The organism is Nocardioides aequoreus (genome assembly GCF_000720335.1).
Classification (GTDB): domain Bacteria; phylum Actinomycetota; class Actinomycetes; order Propionibacteriales; family Nocardioidaceae; genus Marmoricola; species Marmoricola aequoreus.
In genome coordinates this window covers 615654-628858 of the sequence record NZ_JOJN01000002.1, presented here as the reverse complement: position 1 = coordinate 628858, position 13205 = coordinate 615654, and the positions used below count along the sequence as shown (strand labels likewise).

Annotated in this window: 13 protein-coding genes; 5 read left to right on the top strand and 8 right to left on the bottom strand. The window is 74.6% G+C overall.

Features of this window, described 5'->3' with window-relative positions:
- Nucleotides 1–19 precede the first annotated feature (19 nt).
- Nucleotides 20–1093 carry a GTP-binding protein gene (locus IG63_RS0105600; protein ID WP_030483395.1) on the bottom strand — a complete coding sequence of 358 codons (1074 nt, stop codon included), beginning with the start codon at nt 1091–1093 and terminating at the stop codon, nt 20–22.
- Nucleotides 1090–1338, bottom strand: coding sequence for a type B 50S ribosomal protein L31 (locus tag IG63_RS0105595; RefSeq protein WP_030483394.1), 249 nt, complete (start codon nt 1336–1338; stop codon nt 1090–1092). The genes IG63_RS0105600 and IG63_RS0105595 overlap by 4 nt, the downstream gene beginning before the upstream one ends.
- Before the next feature lie 55 nt (nt 1339–1393).
- Here IG63_RS0105595 and rpmB point away from each other — a divergent pair, with 55 nt between their 5' ends.
- Together rpmB and rpmG are read left to right on the top strand one after the other, a co-directional pair.
- On the top strand, nt 1394–1630 hold the full coding sequence (gene rpmB / locus IG63_RS0105590) for a 50S ribosomal protein L28 (protein ID WP_030483393.1): 237 nt from the start codon (nt 1394–1396) through the stop codon (nt 1628–1630).
- On the top strand, nt 1630–1800 hold the full coding sequence (gene rpmG, locus IG63_RS0105585) for a 50S ribosomal protein L33 (protein WP_030483392.1): 171 nt from the start codon (nt 1630–1632) through the stop codon (nt 1798–1800). The genes rpmB and rpmG overlap by 1 nt, the downstream gene beginning before the upstream one ends.
- Before the next feature lie 218 nt (nt 1801–2018).
- Here rpmG and IG63_RS0105580 read toward each other — a convergent pair whose 3' ends face one another.
- From IG63_RS0105580 to IG63_RS0105560, 5 genes are read right to left on the bottom strand one after another with little or no spacing between them, the layout of a single operon-like run.
- The gene (locus tag IG63_RS0105580; protein WP_051706179.1) at nt 2019–2588 is read right to left on the bottom strand and encodes a carboxymuconolactone decarboxylase family protein; all 570 of its coding nucleotides are present in this window, start codon (nt 2586–2588) and stop codon (nt 2019–2021) included.
- Between the two features lie 8 nt (nt 2589–2596).
- Entirely contained in the window at nt 2597–4594 is a 1998-nt protein-coding gene (locus IG63_RS0105575; protein ID WP_030483390.1) for a xanthine dehydrogenase family protein molybdopterin-binding subunit, read from the bottom strand.
- Entirely contained in the window at nt 4591–5046 is a 456-nt protein-coding gene (locus IG63_RS0105570; protein ID WP_030483389.1) for a (2Fe-2S)-binding protein, read from the bottom strand. Before IG63_RS0105570 ends, IG63_RS0105575 begins: the two co-directional genes overlap by 4 nt.
- A 7-nt stretch (nt 5047–5053) precedes the next feature.
- Nucleotides 5054–5698, bottom strand: coding sequence for a GntR family transcriptional regulator (locus tag IG63_RS0105565; RefSeq protein ID WP_084596671.1), 645 nt, complete (start codon nt 5696–5698; stop codon nt 5054–5056).
- The gene (locus tag IG63_RS0105560) at nt 5691–6212 is read right to left on the bottom strand and encodes a VOC family protein (RefSeq protein WP_030483555.1); all 522 of its coding nucleotides are present in this window, start codon (nt 6210–6212) and stop codon (nt 5691–5693) included. The genes IG63_RS0105565 and IG63_RS0105560 overlap by 8 nt, the downstream gene beginning before the upstream one ends.
- A 164-nt stretch (nt 6213–6376) precedes the next feature.
- Here IG63_RS0105560 and IG63_RS0105555 point away from each other — a divergent pair, with 164 nt between their 5' ends.
- From IG63_RS0105555 to IG63_RS0105545, 3 genes are all read left to right on the top strand, one after another.
- The gene (locus IG63_RS0105555; RefSeq protein WP_030483387.1) at nt 6377–8557 is read left to right on the top strand and encodes an alpha-ketoacid dehydrogenase subunit alpha/beta; all 2181 of its coding nucleotides are present in this window, start codon (nt 6377–6379) and stop codon (nt 8555–8557) included.
- A 1-nt stretch (nt 8558) separates the two neighbouring features.
- Nucleotides 8559–9914 (top strand): dihydrolipoamide acetyltransferase family protein, encoded by a 1356-nt coding sequence (locus tag IG63_RS0105550; RefSeq protein WP_030483386.1) that lies wholly within the window; start codon nt 8559–8561, stop codon nt 9912–9914.
- 69 nt (nt 9915–9983) lie between these two features.
- On the top strand, nt 9984–11372 hold the full coding sequence (locus IG63_RS0105545; RefSeq protein ID WP_169741760.1) for an amidohydrolase family protein: 1389 nt from the start codon (nt 9984–9986) through the stop codon (nt 11370–11372).
- Nucleotides 11373–11444: 72 nt separating this feature from the next.
- Here IG63_RS0105545 and IG63_RS0105540 read toward each other — a convergent pair whose 3' ends face one another.
- Nucleotides 11445–13049, bottom strand: a complete 1605-nt coding sequence (locus IG63_RS0105540; protein ID WP_030483384.1) for a phytoene desaturase family protein — start codon at nt 13047–13049, stop codon at nt 11445–11447.
- Between the last annotated feature and the right edge of the window lie 156 nt (nt 13050–13205).

The window sequence follows — 13205 nt, the reverse complement described above, 5'->3', positions numbered from 1 at the left end:
GAGTGGGGATCGGTGTGCGTCAGGCGGCGTCGGGGATCGGGCCCAGCCACGGCTCGAGCCCGTCGTAGGTGGTCTGCCAGCGGTCGTCGGCGACCGCCTCGTCGTGGCTGAGCAGCATCGAGCGGAAGGCGTCGGCCAGCTCGAAGGGCGGCCTGCCGAGACCGGTCAGCACGATCCGGGTCAGCGGCGTACGTCGTCCCCAGGGCTCGGTGTTGCCGATGCTGAGCTGGCCGCCGGCGCCGTCCCAGGTGCAGACCCGGTCGGGGCGGGTCGGCAGCCAGAAGCAGCCGCGGGAGCGGTGGCGGCCCGTGCCGAGCCGCTCGATGTCGTCGAGCAGCCGGTGCGGGTGGAAGGGCATCGGCGAGACCAGGTCGAGGCGCCACTCGTGCTCGAAGCGTGTCAGCGGCAGCTCGGCGGCGCGCACGGGCGCGACCCACGCCTGGGTGCGGTCGTGCCGGTGCAGGTCGGCGACCAGTGCGGTCGGCTCGAGATGCTCGGTGCCCTCGACCACCTCGACCCCGGGACGCGCGAGGGCCGCCAGCAGCTCGGTCGCGGCCGGGCTCGCCGTGCCGTGCGTGACGACCAGGTCGGCGTGCTCCACCATCGCGGCGGCCACCTCGCCGAGGCCGCGCCGGTCGTCCTCCGAGCTGTGCCGCCCACGCTCGGCCAGCAGGTCGTCGCCGAGGAGGTCGTCCTCCACGCCGGGCCCCTCGACCGCAGCCAGGACCGCGCTGACGCGGAGCCGGCGGGCCAGCACCGTGTCGAGCGCCAGCACGTGGCAGACCTGGGCCGCCTCGGCGCCGACGGGGAGGTGCGCCAGGACGGTGCTCCAACGCCCGTCCGCCGCCAGCCGCTCCAGCGTGGGGAGCACGTCCTCGCGGATCGCGCAGGTGACGCAGGCGTGCGCGAGGTCGATCACCTCGCGCTCCACGACGCCGCTGAGGTCGCTGACGACGCGGGTGAGCTCGGAGCGCTCCGGGTCGATGCGGTGCTGCACGGCGACGGCGTGCGGCAGGTCGAACTGCAGCCCCACCATCGTCGCGGCCATCGCGTCGGGGTCGACGCCGGTGACCAGGACGACGGGCGTCCTCATCGGCCGCTCCTGCCGTAGCGCCGCTCGAAGGCCTGCACCCGGCCCTCGGTGTCGACGACGCGCCCGCGGCCGGTCCAGAAGGGGTGGCTGGCGCTCGAGACGTCGACGTCGACCACCGGGTAGGTCCTGCCGTCGAGCTCGACGGTCTCGTCGCTGGTGCGCGTCGACCTGGTGAGCAGCCGCAGGCCGCCGGAGCGGTCGCGGAAGACGACGGGTCGGTAGTCGGGATGGATGCCCTGCTGCATGTGCCCTCCTGTCGAGTACAATGAGAATCATTCTCATGATGCCAGAAGGAGTGCCATGTCAGCCACCTGCCAGGTGACCGGCCGCAGCGTCGGCTTCGGCCACCACGTCTCCCACTCGCACCGCCGCACCAAGCGCCGCTTCGAGGTCAACCTGCAGCGCAAGCGCTACTGGGTGCCGTCGCTGGGTCGCCACGCGACGCTGCGCCTCTCCGCTCGCGGCATCAAGGTCGTCGACGCCCGCGGCATCGACGCCGTGGTCGCCGACCTGCTGGCCCGCGGGGAGCGTGTCTGATGGCGCGCAAGGGCTCCGACGTCCGCCCGGTCGTGAGGCTGCGCTCCACGGCCGGCACCGGCTCGGTCTACGTGACCCGCAAGAACCGCCGCAACGACCCCGACCGTCTCGTCCTGCGCAAGTACGACGCCCGCGTCCGGCGCCACGTCGACTTCCGCGAGGAGCGCTGACCCACGCGGGGGAGAGGTCGCCCAGCGCCGCCGGGTGGTCGAGGAGGTCGCGCAGCGACCGTCTCGAGACCCCGTCCGCCGTCCGCCCACCGCGCCCCACCCGTCTCGCCGGGTCTCGAGACAGGCGCTGCGCGTCTTCCTCGACCACCCGGAGGGGTGGGCCGCGCGCCTTCCTCGACCACCCGGAGGGGTGGGCGGGCGGTCCGGGTGAGTCGGAGCTAGCGCGCGGCGCCGGGGGCGAGGCCGGCGTCGGACTCGATGCCCGCCACGGCGTACTCCTGGTGGCCGATGCCGAGCAGCCGGATCCAGCTCTGCTGGCCGAAGGTGAGGGCGACGAAGCAGCCGAGCTCGACGAGCTCGCGCTCGGAGAAGTGCTCGTGCAGCCGGCCCCAGAGCCCGTCGAGGTCCTGCTCGCCCCAGGCGATCGCCTGGGCGTAGGCCAGGGCGGCCTTCTGGCGCTCGTCGTAGTGCTCGGAGCCCTCGAAGTTGAGCAGGTCGTCGTCGGCGTACTCCGGGAGGCCGGCGGTCGAGGAGCGCTGGTTGCCGCAGAACTGGCAGTTGGTGGTGCGGGTGATGTAGAGCCGCGCGAGCTCCTTGGTCGCGTGGTCGAGCTCGCCGGTGCGGAAGGTCGCCTCCCAGTACGCCGTGAAGGTCTCGAAGACCTCCGGTGCGTGCGCGCGCACGGCGCTGCTCTCGGGGCGCGGCGTGCCCTCACGGGCGCAGCGCTCCATCTCCGCGCGCATCGACGGGGTCATGGCGTCCATCGGGACGTAGCTGATCCGGGGCATGGGGTCTCCTAGGTGCTCTCGATGGCCCGGACGACGGCGGCCGCGTCGAGCGGGAGGTCTCGCACGCGCACCCCGAGCGCGTCGTGCACGGCGTTGGCGATGGCGGCCGCCGTGGGGCCCTGGGCCGCCTCGCCCGCCCCCACGGAGGGCGCGTCGGTGCCGACCAGGTGCGCCGCCACCTCGGGGGTCTCGGCGAAGCGCAGGATCGGGTAGGACTCCCAGTCGTCGCTGGTGATCCGGGTGCGGTCGAAGCGCACCCGCTCCCTGACCGTCCAGCTGGTCGCCTGCACGGCGCCGCCCTCGAGCTGGTTGCGCGCCCCCTCGGGCGCGACGGCCAGGCCGACGTCGGCGACGACGGTGAGGCGGCGTACGCGCACGTCGGCCTCGGCCTCGACCTGCGCCACGACGGCGCAGTAGGCGCCCCGGTCCTTGTAGCGCGCGAAGCCGAGGCCGCGCCCGTGGCCCTCCGGGAGCGCCTCGCCCCAGCCGCCGAGCCGCGCCGCCTCCCGCAGCACGTGGCGGGCGCGCTCGTCGGCGAGGTGGGCGAGCCGGAAGTCGAGGGGGTCGGCACCCGCCTCGAGCGCGAGCTCGTCGAGGAAGCTCTCGATGGCGAAGACGTTGAGGTAGGCCCCCAGCGCACGCATCGCGGAGGTGCGCAGCGGGGAGTCGACCTTGCGCCGGCCGACGACGCGTCGCGTGCCGACGTCGTACGTCGGCACGCCGTTGCGCATGCTGCCGTGCCCCGCCGCGGCGGGCGGGTCGGTGGACGGCGGGAGCGGCACGGGGTCGGCGAGGTGGGCGCCTGCTAGCAGACCGGGGGCGCCGCGGTAGCCCGGGCGGGCGCTGTGGCCCAGGCTCCAAGTCTCGTGGCTCCACGACGTGATCCGGCCGCCCTCGACGGTGGCCCCCAGCGTGGCCGTCATCGCGGGCGACAGCGGCGCCCAGGTGAGCTCGTCACCCCGGCTCCAGCGCACCAGGACGGGGCGACCGGGGTGGGCGCGGGCGAGGAGGGCGGCGTCGAGCGCGGCGTCGTCGGCGGCGTTGTGGCCGTAGCAGCCGGCGTGCTCGACGTGCTGCACCTCCACCTGCTCCGCGGTCAGTCCCAGGGTGGTCGCGAGGGCGTCGCGGAGCGCGTGCACGGCCTGGCTGTGGCTCCACACCCGTAGGAGCGGGCCCGCCGCGGCGTCGTCCCAGCGCGCCATGCCGGCGCTCGGCGCGATGGAGGCGTGCACCAGGAAGGGCTTGGAGTACGACGCGGCGTGCGTCGGGGCGCCGGCGCCCTCGTCGAGCACCTCGACCACCTCGTGCTCGCCAGCGCGCAGCCAGTCGGGCAGGTGGTCCTCGTCGGGGAGCGCGGAGCCGCCCTCCCAGGTGCAGGCCCGGCGCAGGGACTCGAGCGCGCGGTCGGCATCGGCCTCCCGGTCGGCGACGACGCCGACGAAGGAGCCGTCGCGGACCAGCCCCGGCACCCAGTCGGAGACGGAGGCGAGCCGCGCGCCGGGTCGCGGCGGGCGCAGCACGCGCCCGTGCAGCAGGCCGTCGGGCCGCAGGTCGGTGAGGTAGCGGGGCCGGCCGAGCACCTTGTCGGGCAGGTCGGCGCGGGGTACGTCGCACCCGACGGCGCGGGCGGGCAGCGGCGGCGCGGGCGTGACGGCGGTGAGGTCGGTGGCCGGGTCGAGGGCCGCGACCCGGGCGACGTACCCCTCGTCGACCGGGCCGGCGAGCGCGCGCACGACGCCGCCGAGGTGGCGCAGGGCGGGACCGCTCTGCAGCACCGACAGGCTGCCCGCGGTGACGCCCTGGTCGGGACCGTGGGTGGTGTGGGCGGCGACCATGCGCACGTCGCCGACGGGCACGCCGAGGGCATCGGCGGCGAGCTGCTGCAGCGCCGTGAGGATCCCCTGCCCGAGCTCGACCTTGCCCACCTGCACGTGCAGCACGCCGTCGGCGACGTGCAGCCAGGTGCCGAGGCGGGGGTTGGCGACGACGTGGGGCGGCAGGGTCACGCCGACCCCCGGGCCGCGAGCACCGCCGCCACGATGCGCCGCTGGGCGCCGCAGCGGCACAGGTGCCGGTCGAGCGCCTCGGCGACGCGGTCGGCGTCGGCGTCGGGCTCCCGCTCGAGCAGCGCGGCGGCGGCCACGACGATGCCCGAGACGCAGTAGCCGCACTGGGCCGCCTGGCTGTTGATCAGCGCTTGCTGCACCGGGTGCGGGACGCCGTCGCGGGCCAGGCCCTCGACGGTGGTGACCGGCTGGCCCTCGGCCTGCCACAGCGGGGTGTCGCAGGCCGGCACCACGGCGTCACCGAGCCGCACCACGCAGGCCCCGCACAGCCCCTGCCCGCAGCCGAAGCGCGAGCCGACCAGCCCGAGCTCGTCGCGCAGCACCGTCAGCAGCGGGGTCTCGCCGTCGGCGTCGACCGCGACGGTCTCGCCGTTGACCTGCAGCTCGGTCACGGGGCGCTCACCGGAAGACCTCGGGGTGGTGCGAGAGCTCGATGCGGGTGCGCCGGATGTGGCCGCCGAGGTAGCGCTCGGCGTCGTCGGCGTCGCCGCGGCGCACGGCGTCGAGGATCAGCCGGTGCTCGGCGTTGACCGCCCACATCGCGCGGTGCCCGGCCAGGGCCAGGTAGGTGCGGCGGTGGTGCTGGGTGGAGTTCCACAGCCGGGTCACGACGGTCATCAGCGTGTCGACGTGGCAGCCGCTGTAGGTGAGCATGTGGAACTCGCGGTCGAGGTCGAGGAACTTCTCGACGTCGGTGTTGTCCTCGATGCGGCGCTGCACCTCCTCGAGCTGCTCGTGGGCCCCGTCGTCGAGGTGCGGCATGCTCTCGACGATCGCGATCGGCTCCAGGCGCTCGCGCATCCGGTAGACCACGTCGACCTCGTGCTGCGAGAGCCGCGGCACGCGGGCGCCCTTGTGGGCCTCGTGCTCGACCAGTCCGTCGGCCGCGAGGATCCGCAGCGCCTCGCGCACGGGGAGCCGGCTCGCCCCGAGCCGCTCGGCGACGTCCTCCTGCCGGATCCGCGCCCCGGGGGCCAGCTCGCCGGAGAGGATCGCCTCGCGCAGGTACGCCGCCACGCGGGTGCTGCTCACGCCGTCAGTCATGGGGCGCATCCTGCCCCTGCTGCTCGAGGTCGAAGGCCTTGCCGTGGGGGTAGGAGACCAGCTCCATCTGCATCCCCCAGGGCGTGCGGAAGTAGATCCACCGGTTGCCCAGGGCCGGGCCGCGGCTCGCGGTCGGCCCGTCGAAGACCTCCACGCCGGCCTCGACCAGGTGCGCGACCGCCGCGTCGAGGTCGTCGACGTAGAGCGCGACGTGGTGGCCGCCGACGTCGCTGTTGCGCGGCATCGCCTCCTCGGCCCCGCGCTGGTCGGGCGACTCGTAGCCGAAGACCTCGAAGACCGCCTGGTCGCCGACGCGGTACCAGCGGTTGCGCATCACCGCGCGCGGGTGGACGCCGAGGTGGGTCGTCATCCAGTCGGAGTCGCCGTGGGAGAAGGGCCCCAGGGAGTAGAGGTACTCGCAGCCGAGCACGTCGACCAGGAAGCGCTCCGCCTCGTCGAGGTCGGGCACGGTGAAGCCGACGTGGTCCATGCGGCGCAGGCCGGGCAGTGCCACGACGTCCCCTTTCGGATCCGATCCATACTCCGGGGCCAGCCTCGCACGCCTCCACGTGTGACGTCCACCACCACGAACTCTGGAAGTTGGATCCAATCCGTGGCAAGGTGCCGGGTGACGTCACGGACCGACGGCGACGCCCGCCAGCCCCAGGAGGAGCCCCCATGCCCCAGCACAGCCCGCTGACCCCGGACGTGCCGTGGGTCGAGGTGGTCGCGACGGAGGCTGACTGGGACGCCGCCGACCCCGACCTGCTGCGGGCGGCGTACGCCCAGCTGGTGTGGATCCGCGCCTTCGAGCAGCAGGTGCTCGACCTCGCCGGCGCCGGGCTGATCCACGGGCCGGCCCACTCCAGCATCGGCCAGGAGGGCGGCGCGGTCGGGTCGGCCCTCACGCTCGGCACCGCCGACACCGTCAACGGCTCGCACCGCGGCCACCACCAGTTCCTCGCCAAGGCGCTGCAGCACCTCGCCCCCAAGGGCCTGGACCCCCTGGCCGCCCCCGACGAGGAGCTGCGCGAGGTCCTGCTGCGCACCCTCGCGGAGATCTGCGGCCTCGACCGCGGCTGGAGCCACGGGCGCGGCGGGTCAATGCACCTGCAGTGGAAGGCCGCGGGCGCCATGGGCACCAACGCGATCGTGGGCGGCGGCGTGCCGCAGGCGGCCGGCTTCGCGTGGACGCACCGCTTCTCCGGCACCGACGCCGTCTCGGTGACCTACTTCGGCGACGGGGCGGTCAACATCGGCTCCACCCTCGAGACGATGAACCTCGCCGCGGCCTGGTCGCTGCCCGTCTGCTTCTTCATCGAGAACAACCAGTACGCCGTGTCGACCTCGGTGCACGAGGCCACCGGCGAGCCCCGGCTCTCGGGCCGCGGCCCCGGCTTCGGCATCGCCAGCTGGAAGGTCGACGGCATGGACCCGCTGGCGACGTACCTGGCGATGAGCGAGGCCGTCGCCCACATGCGGGCGGGCAGGGGCCCGGCCGTGGTCGAGGCCGACACCTACCGCTTCTTCCACCAGAACGGCGGCTTCGCGGGGAGCGCCTTCGGCTACCGCGAGAAGGCCGAGGAGAAGGCCTGGCGCGCCCGCGACCCGCTCACCCAGACGGCCGGGCACCTGCAGCGCCGCGGCCTGCTGAGCGCGGAGGAGACCGACGCGGCCCTCGCGCAGGCCAAGGCCGTGATGGCCGAGGTGGCCGGCGAGCTGCTCGAGCCGCTGCCCGGGGGCAAGCCCGGCCAGCAGCGGATCCGGCCCTCGGAGTGGCCCGACGCCTCCTGGGTCGACGTCGGCGTGCGCGGCGACCTCGGCGAGCTCGACGACGCCCCGCTGGTCACCGGCGTGGGCCACGAGGTGGAGGTGCGCGACACCCCCTTCATCGAGGCCGTCGCGCGGGTGATGGACCGGCGCATGGAGACCGACCCGGGCGTCGTGGTCATGGGGGAGGACGTGCACCGCCTCAACGGCGGCACCAACGGCGCCACCCGCGGGCTCGCCGACCGCCACCCCGGTCGCGTCCTCGGCACGCCGATCAGCGAGAACGCCTTCACCGGCCTCGCCTGCGGCATCGCGCTCGACGGCCGCGCCCGGCCCGTCGTGGAGTTCATGTACGCCGACTTCATGTGGGTCGCCGCCGACCAGCTCTTCAACCAGGTCGGCAAGGCGCGTCACATGTACGGCGGCACCGGCGGCGTCCCGCTCGTGCTGCGCAGCAAGGTCGCCATGGGCACCGGCTACGGCTCGCAGCACTCGATGGACCCCGCCGGCGTCTTCGCCACCCAGCCCGGCTGGCGCATCGTCGCGCCGTCGACGCCGTACGACTACGTGGGGCTGATGAACACCGCGCTGCGCTGCGAGGACCCCGTGGTCGTGCTGGAGCACGTCGACCTCTACGGCTCCACCGGGCCGGGGCCGGTCGACGACCTCGACTACTGCCTGCCGGTCGGCAAGGCGGCGGTACGCCGCGAGGGCGGCGACGTCACGATCCTCACTTACCTGGCGATGACGTCGTACGTGCTCGAGGCGGTCGCCGCCCAGGACGACGTCGACGCCGAGGTGATCGACCTGCGCTGGCTCGACCGCGCCAGCATCGACTGGGAGACGATCGAGGCCTCGCTGGCCAAGACCAACCAGGTGCTGATCGCCGAGCAGGGCGCCGTCGGCACGTCGTACGGCGGCTGGCTCGCCGACGAGATCCAGCGACGCTTCTTCGACCTGCTCGACGCACCCGTGCGCCGCGTCACCGGCGGCGAGGCCTCGCCCAGCATCAGCAAGGTGCTCGAGCGCGCGGCCATCGCCCAGGCCGACGAGGTCGGCGCCGCGCTGGCCGAGATCGCGAGGTACTGAGATGGCCTGGGTCCTGCGGATGCCCGAGGTGGCCGCCAACGCCACCGAGGCCGTGCTCGCCGACTGGCTGGTGGCCGAGGCCGCCGACTTCGCCGTCGGCGACACCCTGGCCACGGTGGAGACCGAGAAGGCGCTGGTCGACGTCGAGGCCGAGACGGCGGGCACCGTGCTCAAGACGCTCGTGCCGCCCTCCTCCCAGGTCGAGGTGGGCGCGCCGATCGCCGTGCTCGCGGCGGCCGGCGAGACCGTCGCCGACCTCGACGCCCTGCTGCGCGAGCTCGGCGTCACCGGCCCGACGCCCGTGGCCGAGCCCGAGCGCCGCGACGTCCCCGACCTGCCCGACGCCCCCGCCGTCGACCCCGGGTCCGGCGCGCCGGTCGTCGAGCCGCCCGAGATGCCCGCCGACCCGCCTCAGATGCCGGCATCTCAGGCGGATGGCGCAGCATCTGGGGCGGATGGCGCAGCATCTCGGGCGGGTCGGATCTTCTCCAGCCCGCTCGCGCGCAAACTCGCCAAGGACGCCGGCATCCCGCTGGCGGAGATCACGGGCACCGGACCGCGGCAGCGCATCCTGCGCCGCGACGTCGAGGTCGCCCGGGCCGCGCGCGCCGCCCCGGCGGCAGCGGAGGTCGCGCCGCCCGCGGCGCCCGCTCCCGCGGCGGCCGGCGGCACCACCGAGGTGCCCCACACCCGGCTGCGCCGCGCGATCGCCGCCAGGCTCACCGAGAGCAAGCAGAGCGCCCCGCACTTCTACCTGCGTGCCACCGTGCGTGCCGAGCGGCTGCTCGCGCTGCGGGCGGAGGTCAATGAGGGGACGGACGCGGGCGGCGGCAGCCGGATCTCGGTCAACGACCTCGTCCTCAAGGCCGTGGCGGCCGCCCACCGCCGGGTGCCGGAGATGAACGCCGAGTGGACCGACGACGCGACCGTGCTGCACGAGCGCGCCGACGTCGCCGTGGCCGTCGCGACCGACCGCGGCCTGCTCACCCCGGTGGTGCGCGACGTGGGCTCCCTGAGCGTCACCGCCGTGGCCGAGCGGGTGCGCGACCTCGCCGGCCGCGCCCGCGAGGGCCGGCTGCGGCAGGAGGAGCTCGAGGGCGGCACCATCAGCGTGACCAACCTCGGCATGTACGGCGTCGAGGAGTTCGCCGCGATCATCAACCCGCCCCACGCCGCGATCCTGGCCGTGGGGGCCGTGCGCGAGGCCCCCGTCGTGGAGGGCGGGGGCGTCGTGCCCGGTCAGGTGATGACCCTGACGCTCTCGGTCGACCACCGCCCCGTCGACGGCGTGCTGGCCGCGCGCTGGCTGGCGGTGCTCACCGAGCTGCTCGAGCACCCCGTGCGGCTGCTCGCCTGAGTCTCGGACCCACCCCTACGTCGGCGCCGTCGGGGTGCCGGAGGCCTCGATGAGGAGGACCCTATGGAGATGAGCAGGAGATCGGTGCTGGGCGGCGTGGCGGCCGCGGGCGCGGTGGGCGTCGGAGGGGCCGCGACGGCGGCGGCACCGGCGTACGCCACCGGGTGGCGGCACCGCGAGTACGTGCTCACCGGCGCCTACGTGCTGTCGATGGACCCCACCATCGGCGACGTCGTCGACGGTGACGTGCACGTGCGCGACGGCAAGATCGTCGCGGTCGGCAAGCGGCTGCGCGGGCGCGGTCCCCGGATCCCGGCCGACGGGATGATCGCGATGCCCGGGCTGGTCGACACCCACTGGCACCTGTGGACGACGCTCTTCCGGTCGATGTCGAGCACGTCCGCCGACACGGCGTACTTCGCGCTCAACGTGCGACTGGGCACCAAGGCGACCCCGGGCGACCTCTACCACGGGGCCAGGCTCGCCCTGGTCGATGCGCTCAACACCGGCGTGACCACGGTCAACGACTGGTCGCACAACCTGCGGACGCCGGCCCACGCCGACGCCAACCTCAAGGCGCACCGCGAGGTCGGGCTGCGCGGCCGCTTCTCCTACGGCACCCCGCAGGGCCACCCGGCGACCTCGCTGATCGACCTCGACGACATCGCCCGGGTCAAGCGGCAGTGGTTCGACTCGCGCCGGCTGCCGCTGATGCACCTCGGGCTCGCCGGCCGGCCGCCGGGGCTCGTGGCGGAGTCCGTCTTCCGCCCGGAGTACGACGCCGCGCGCGACCTCGGCATCCCCGTCAGCTACCACGCCAACTCGACCCGCGCCCACGGCGCGATCGGCATGATCCGGCAGCTGGGGGAGCAGGACATGCTCACGCCCGACACGCAGCTGATCCACGCGCTCTACACCTCCGAGGCCGAGCGCGCGGTCGTGCGCGAGCGGGGCGCGTCGGTGAGCGTCTCGCCGTACTCGGAGCTGCTGATCGGCTACGGCATCGCGCCGGTGCGCGACATGGTCGCCAGCGACGTGCTGCTCACGCTGTCGGTCGACACGATGTCGCTGGTGGGCTCGGCCGACCTCTGGGCGGTGATGCGGCTCGCGACCGGGCTGCACCGTGGCGTCTCCGAGCAGGAGCTCTCGGTCAACACCCGGCGGATCGTGCAGATGGCCACCATCGACGGGGCCCGGAGCCTCGGGCTTGGCGACGTCGTGGGCTCGCTGACGCCCGGCAAGCGGGCCGACATCGTGCTGGTGCGCAGCCGCGACGTCGCGACGGCCCCGCGCACCGACGTGCCCAACCTGCTCGCGCTCGCGGCGGGTGCGGAGAACGTCGACACCGTCATCGTCGACGGCAAGGTGCGCAAGCGGGGAGGCCGGCTCCTCGACGTCGACGCCCCCCGCGTCGTCCGCGACACCGAGAAGGCCCTCGCCGCTCTCCTGGCCCGCTGACCCGGCGCTGCTGCTCGTCGACCCGGCGCGTGTGCGCGCACACGCGCCGGGTCGGCGTAGGCACGCGCCGGGTCAGGTGGTGCCCATGACGAGGCGGGGGTCGAGGCCGAGGGAGGTGAGCACGGTGCGGGCGGCGTTGCGGCCGGGACGTCCCGAGACCGAGCCGCCCGGGTGCGTGGTCGAGCCGGTGAGGAAGAGGCCGGGCAGGTCGGTGTCGTAGCGCTGCCAGCCGGCCAGCACCTCGTCGTCGGTCGCCCCGGACGGCGGCACGAACTCGCCGCCGTGGCAGGAGCCGCCGAGGTTCTGCGGGTTGTGCGCCGCGACGTCGAGCGGCGACTCCGTGCGCATCGCGAGGATGTCGTCGACCTCGAGGCCGCGGCAGCGGCGGCGCACGAGCTCGACGAGCCGCTCGCCGACCGCGTCCTTCTCGCCGGCCCAGGAGCGACCCCCGGAGAGCTGCTCGGGGGCGATCGTGAGGATCTTGAAGGTGCCGCCGCCGGCGTCCGGACGGCGGCTGGGGTCGACGACGCTCTGGTTGACCACGAGCAGCCACGGGTCCTCGGTGTCGGCCTCGCCCGCGGCGAAGCGGTCGAGCTGCCGGGCGAACCCCTCGGCCGTGCCCAGTCCGGCGGCCGCGCTGGCCAGCCCGTCGGGCCCGAAGCCGAGGTCGCCGCGGAGCGCGGCGTGCACCGCGAGCACGCTGAGCCCCGGCCGCCACCGGTCGCGGGCCTCGACGAGGTCGGCACCGGGCGCGGCGCCCTCGACCATGCCGGCCAGCCGGGCGAGGTGGCTGCCGGCGACGACGGCCAGGTCGGCGCGCAGCTCCCGACCGTCCGCCAGCCGTACGCCGTGCGCCCGCTCGCCGTCGGTGAGCACCTGGGCCACCGCCGCGTCGCACACCACCCGGCCGCCGTGCGCCTCGATCACCCTCACCAGCGCGTCGGGCAGGGCCTGGCTACCGCCGACGGGGGTGGTCCAGCCGTGGTCGAGGCGCCCCACGGCGAGCGAGGAGGGCAGGAAGCCCGTGCCGGGGCGCCGCGGGTCCTGGATCGTCGCCATCGCCAGCCACAGCACGAAGGAGCGCACGACGGGGTGCTCGAAGCGCTCGTGCACCACGTCCCAGGCGCTGCGGCGCCGCAGCTCCAGGTAGCGCCGCGTGTCGTCGTCGTCGGGCTGCGGCAGGTGCGAGCTCCAGCGTCCGTGCGCCGCGCCCAGGCCGCCACGCCACTCGGCGACCATGAGCTCGAAGGCACGGGCGTCGGCGCTGGACCACCGCGCGAGCTCGGCGGTGGTCGCCGCGAGGTCCGGCCGCATGACCAGCAGGTCGCCGTCGTCCTGCGGCATCACCACGGCGGGGTCGGTGGTCAGGTAGCGCAGCCCCTGGTCGGCCACCAGCCCGAGCTCGTCGTCGCGCACGAGCGGGTTGTTCTGGATCAGCACGTGGGCGCTGCTGCACGAGTCGTGCGAGAAGCCCGGCAGCGTCAGCGCCTCGGTGCGGGTGTTGCCGCCGAGCGACGGCTCGGACTCCAGCACCACGACCTCGAGGCCCGCCCGCGCGAGGTACGCCGCGCAGACCAGCGAGTTGTGTCCCGCGCCCACCACCAGCACCTCGGCGCGCTGGGGCGTGTCGTGGGTGTCGCGTGGGTCGGCGGCTGGTGGGGTCGCGCTCGGGGTCATGGATCGTGAGCATCGCGGCTGCCACAACCGTTTGCAAGAGTCCGGCGCGCAACCGGTCTGATCCACCCCTGCCGCTGGGACGGCGTGATCGGTTCGTTGCGGTGTGACGCTTGACACGGTGTGGCGTCGTTCACAAGACTGCGAAGCCCGCAATCG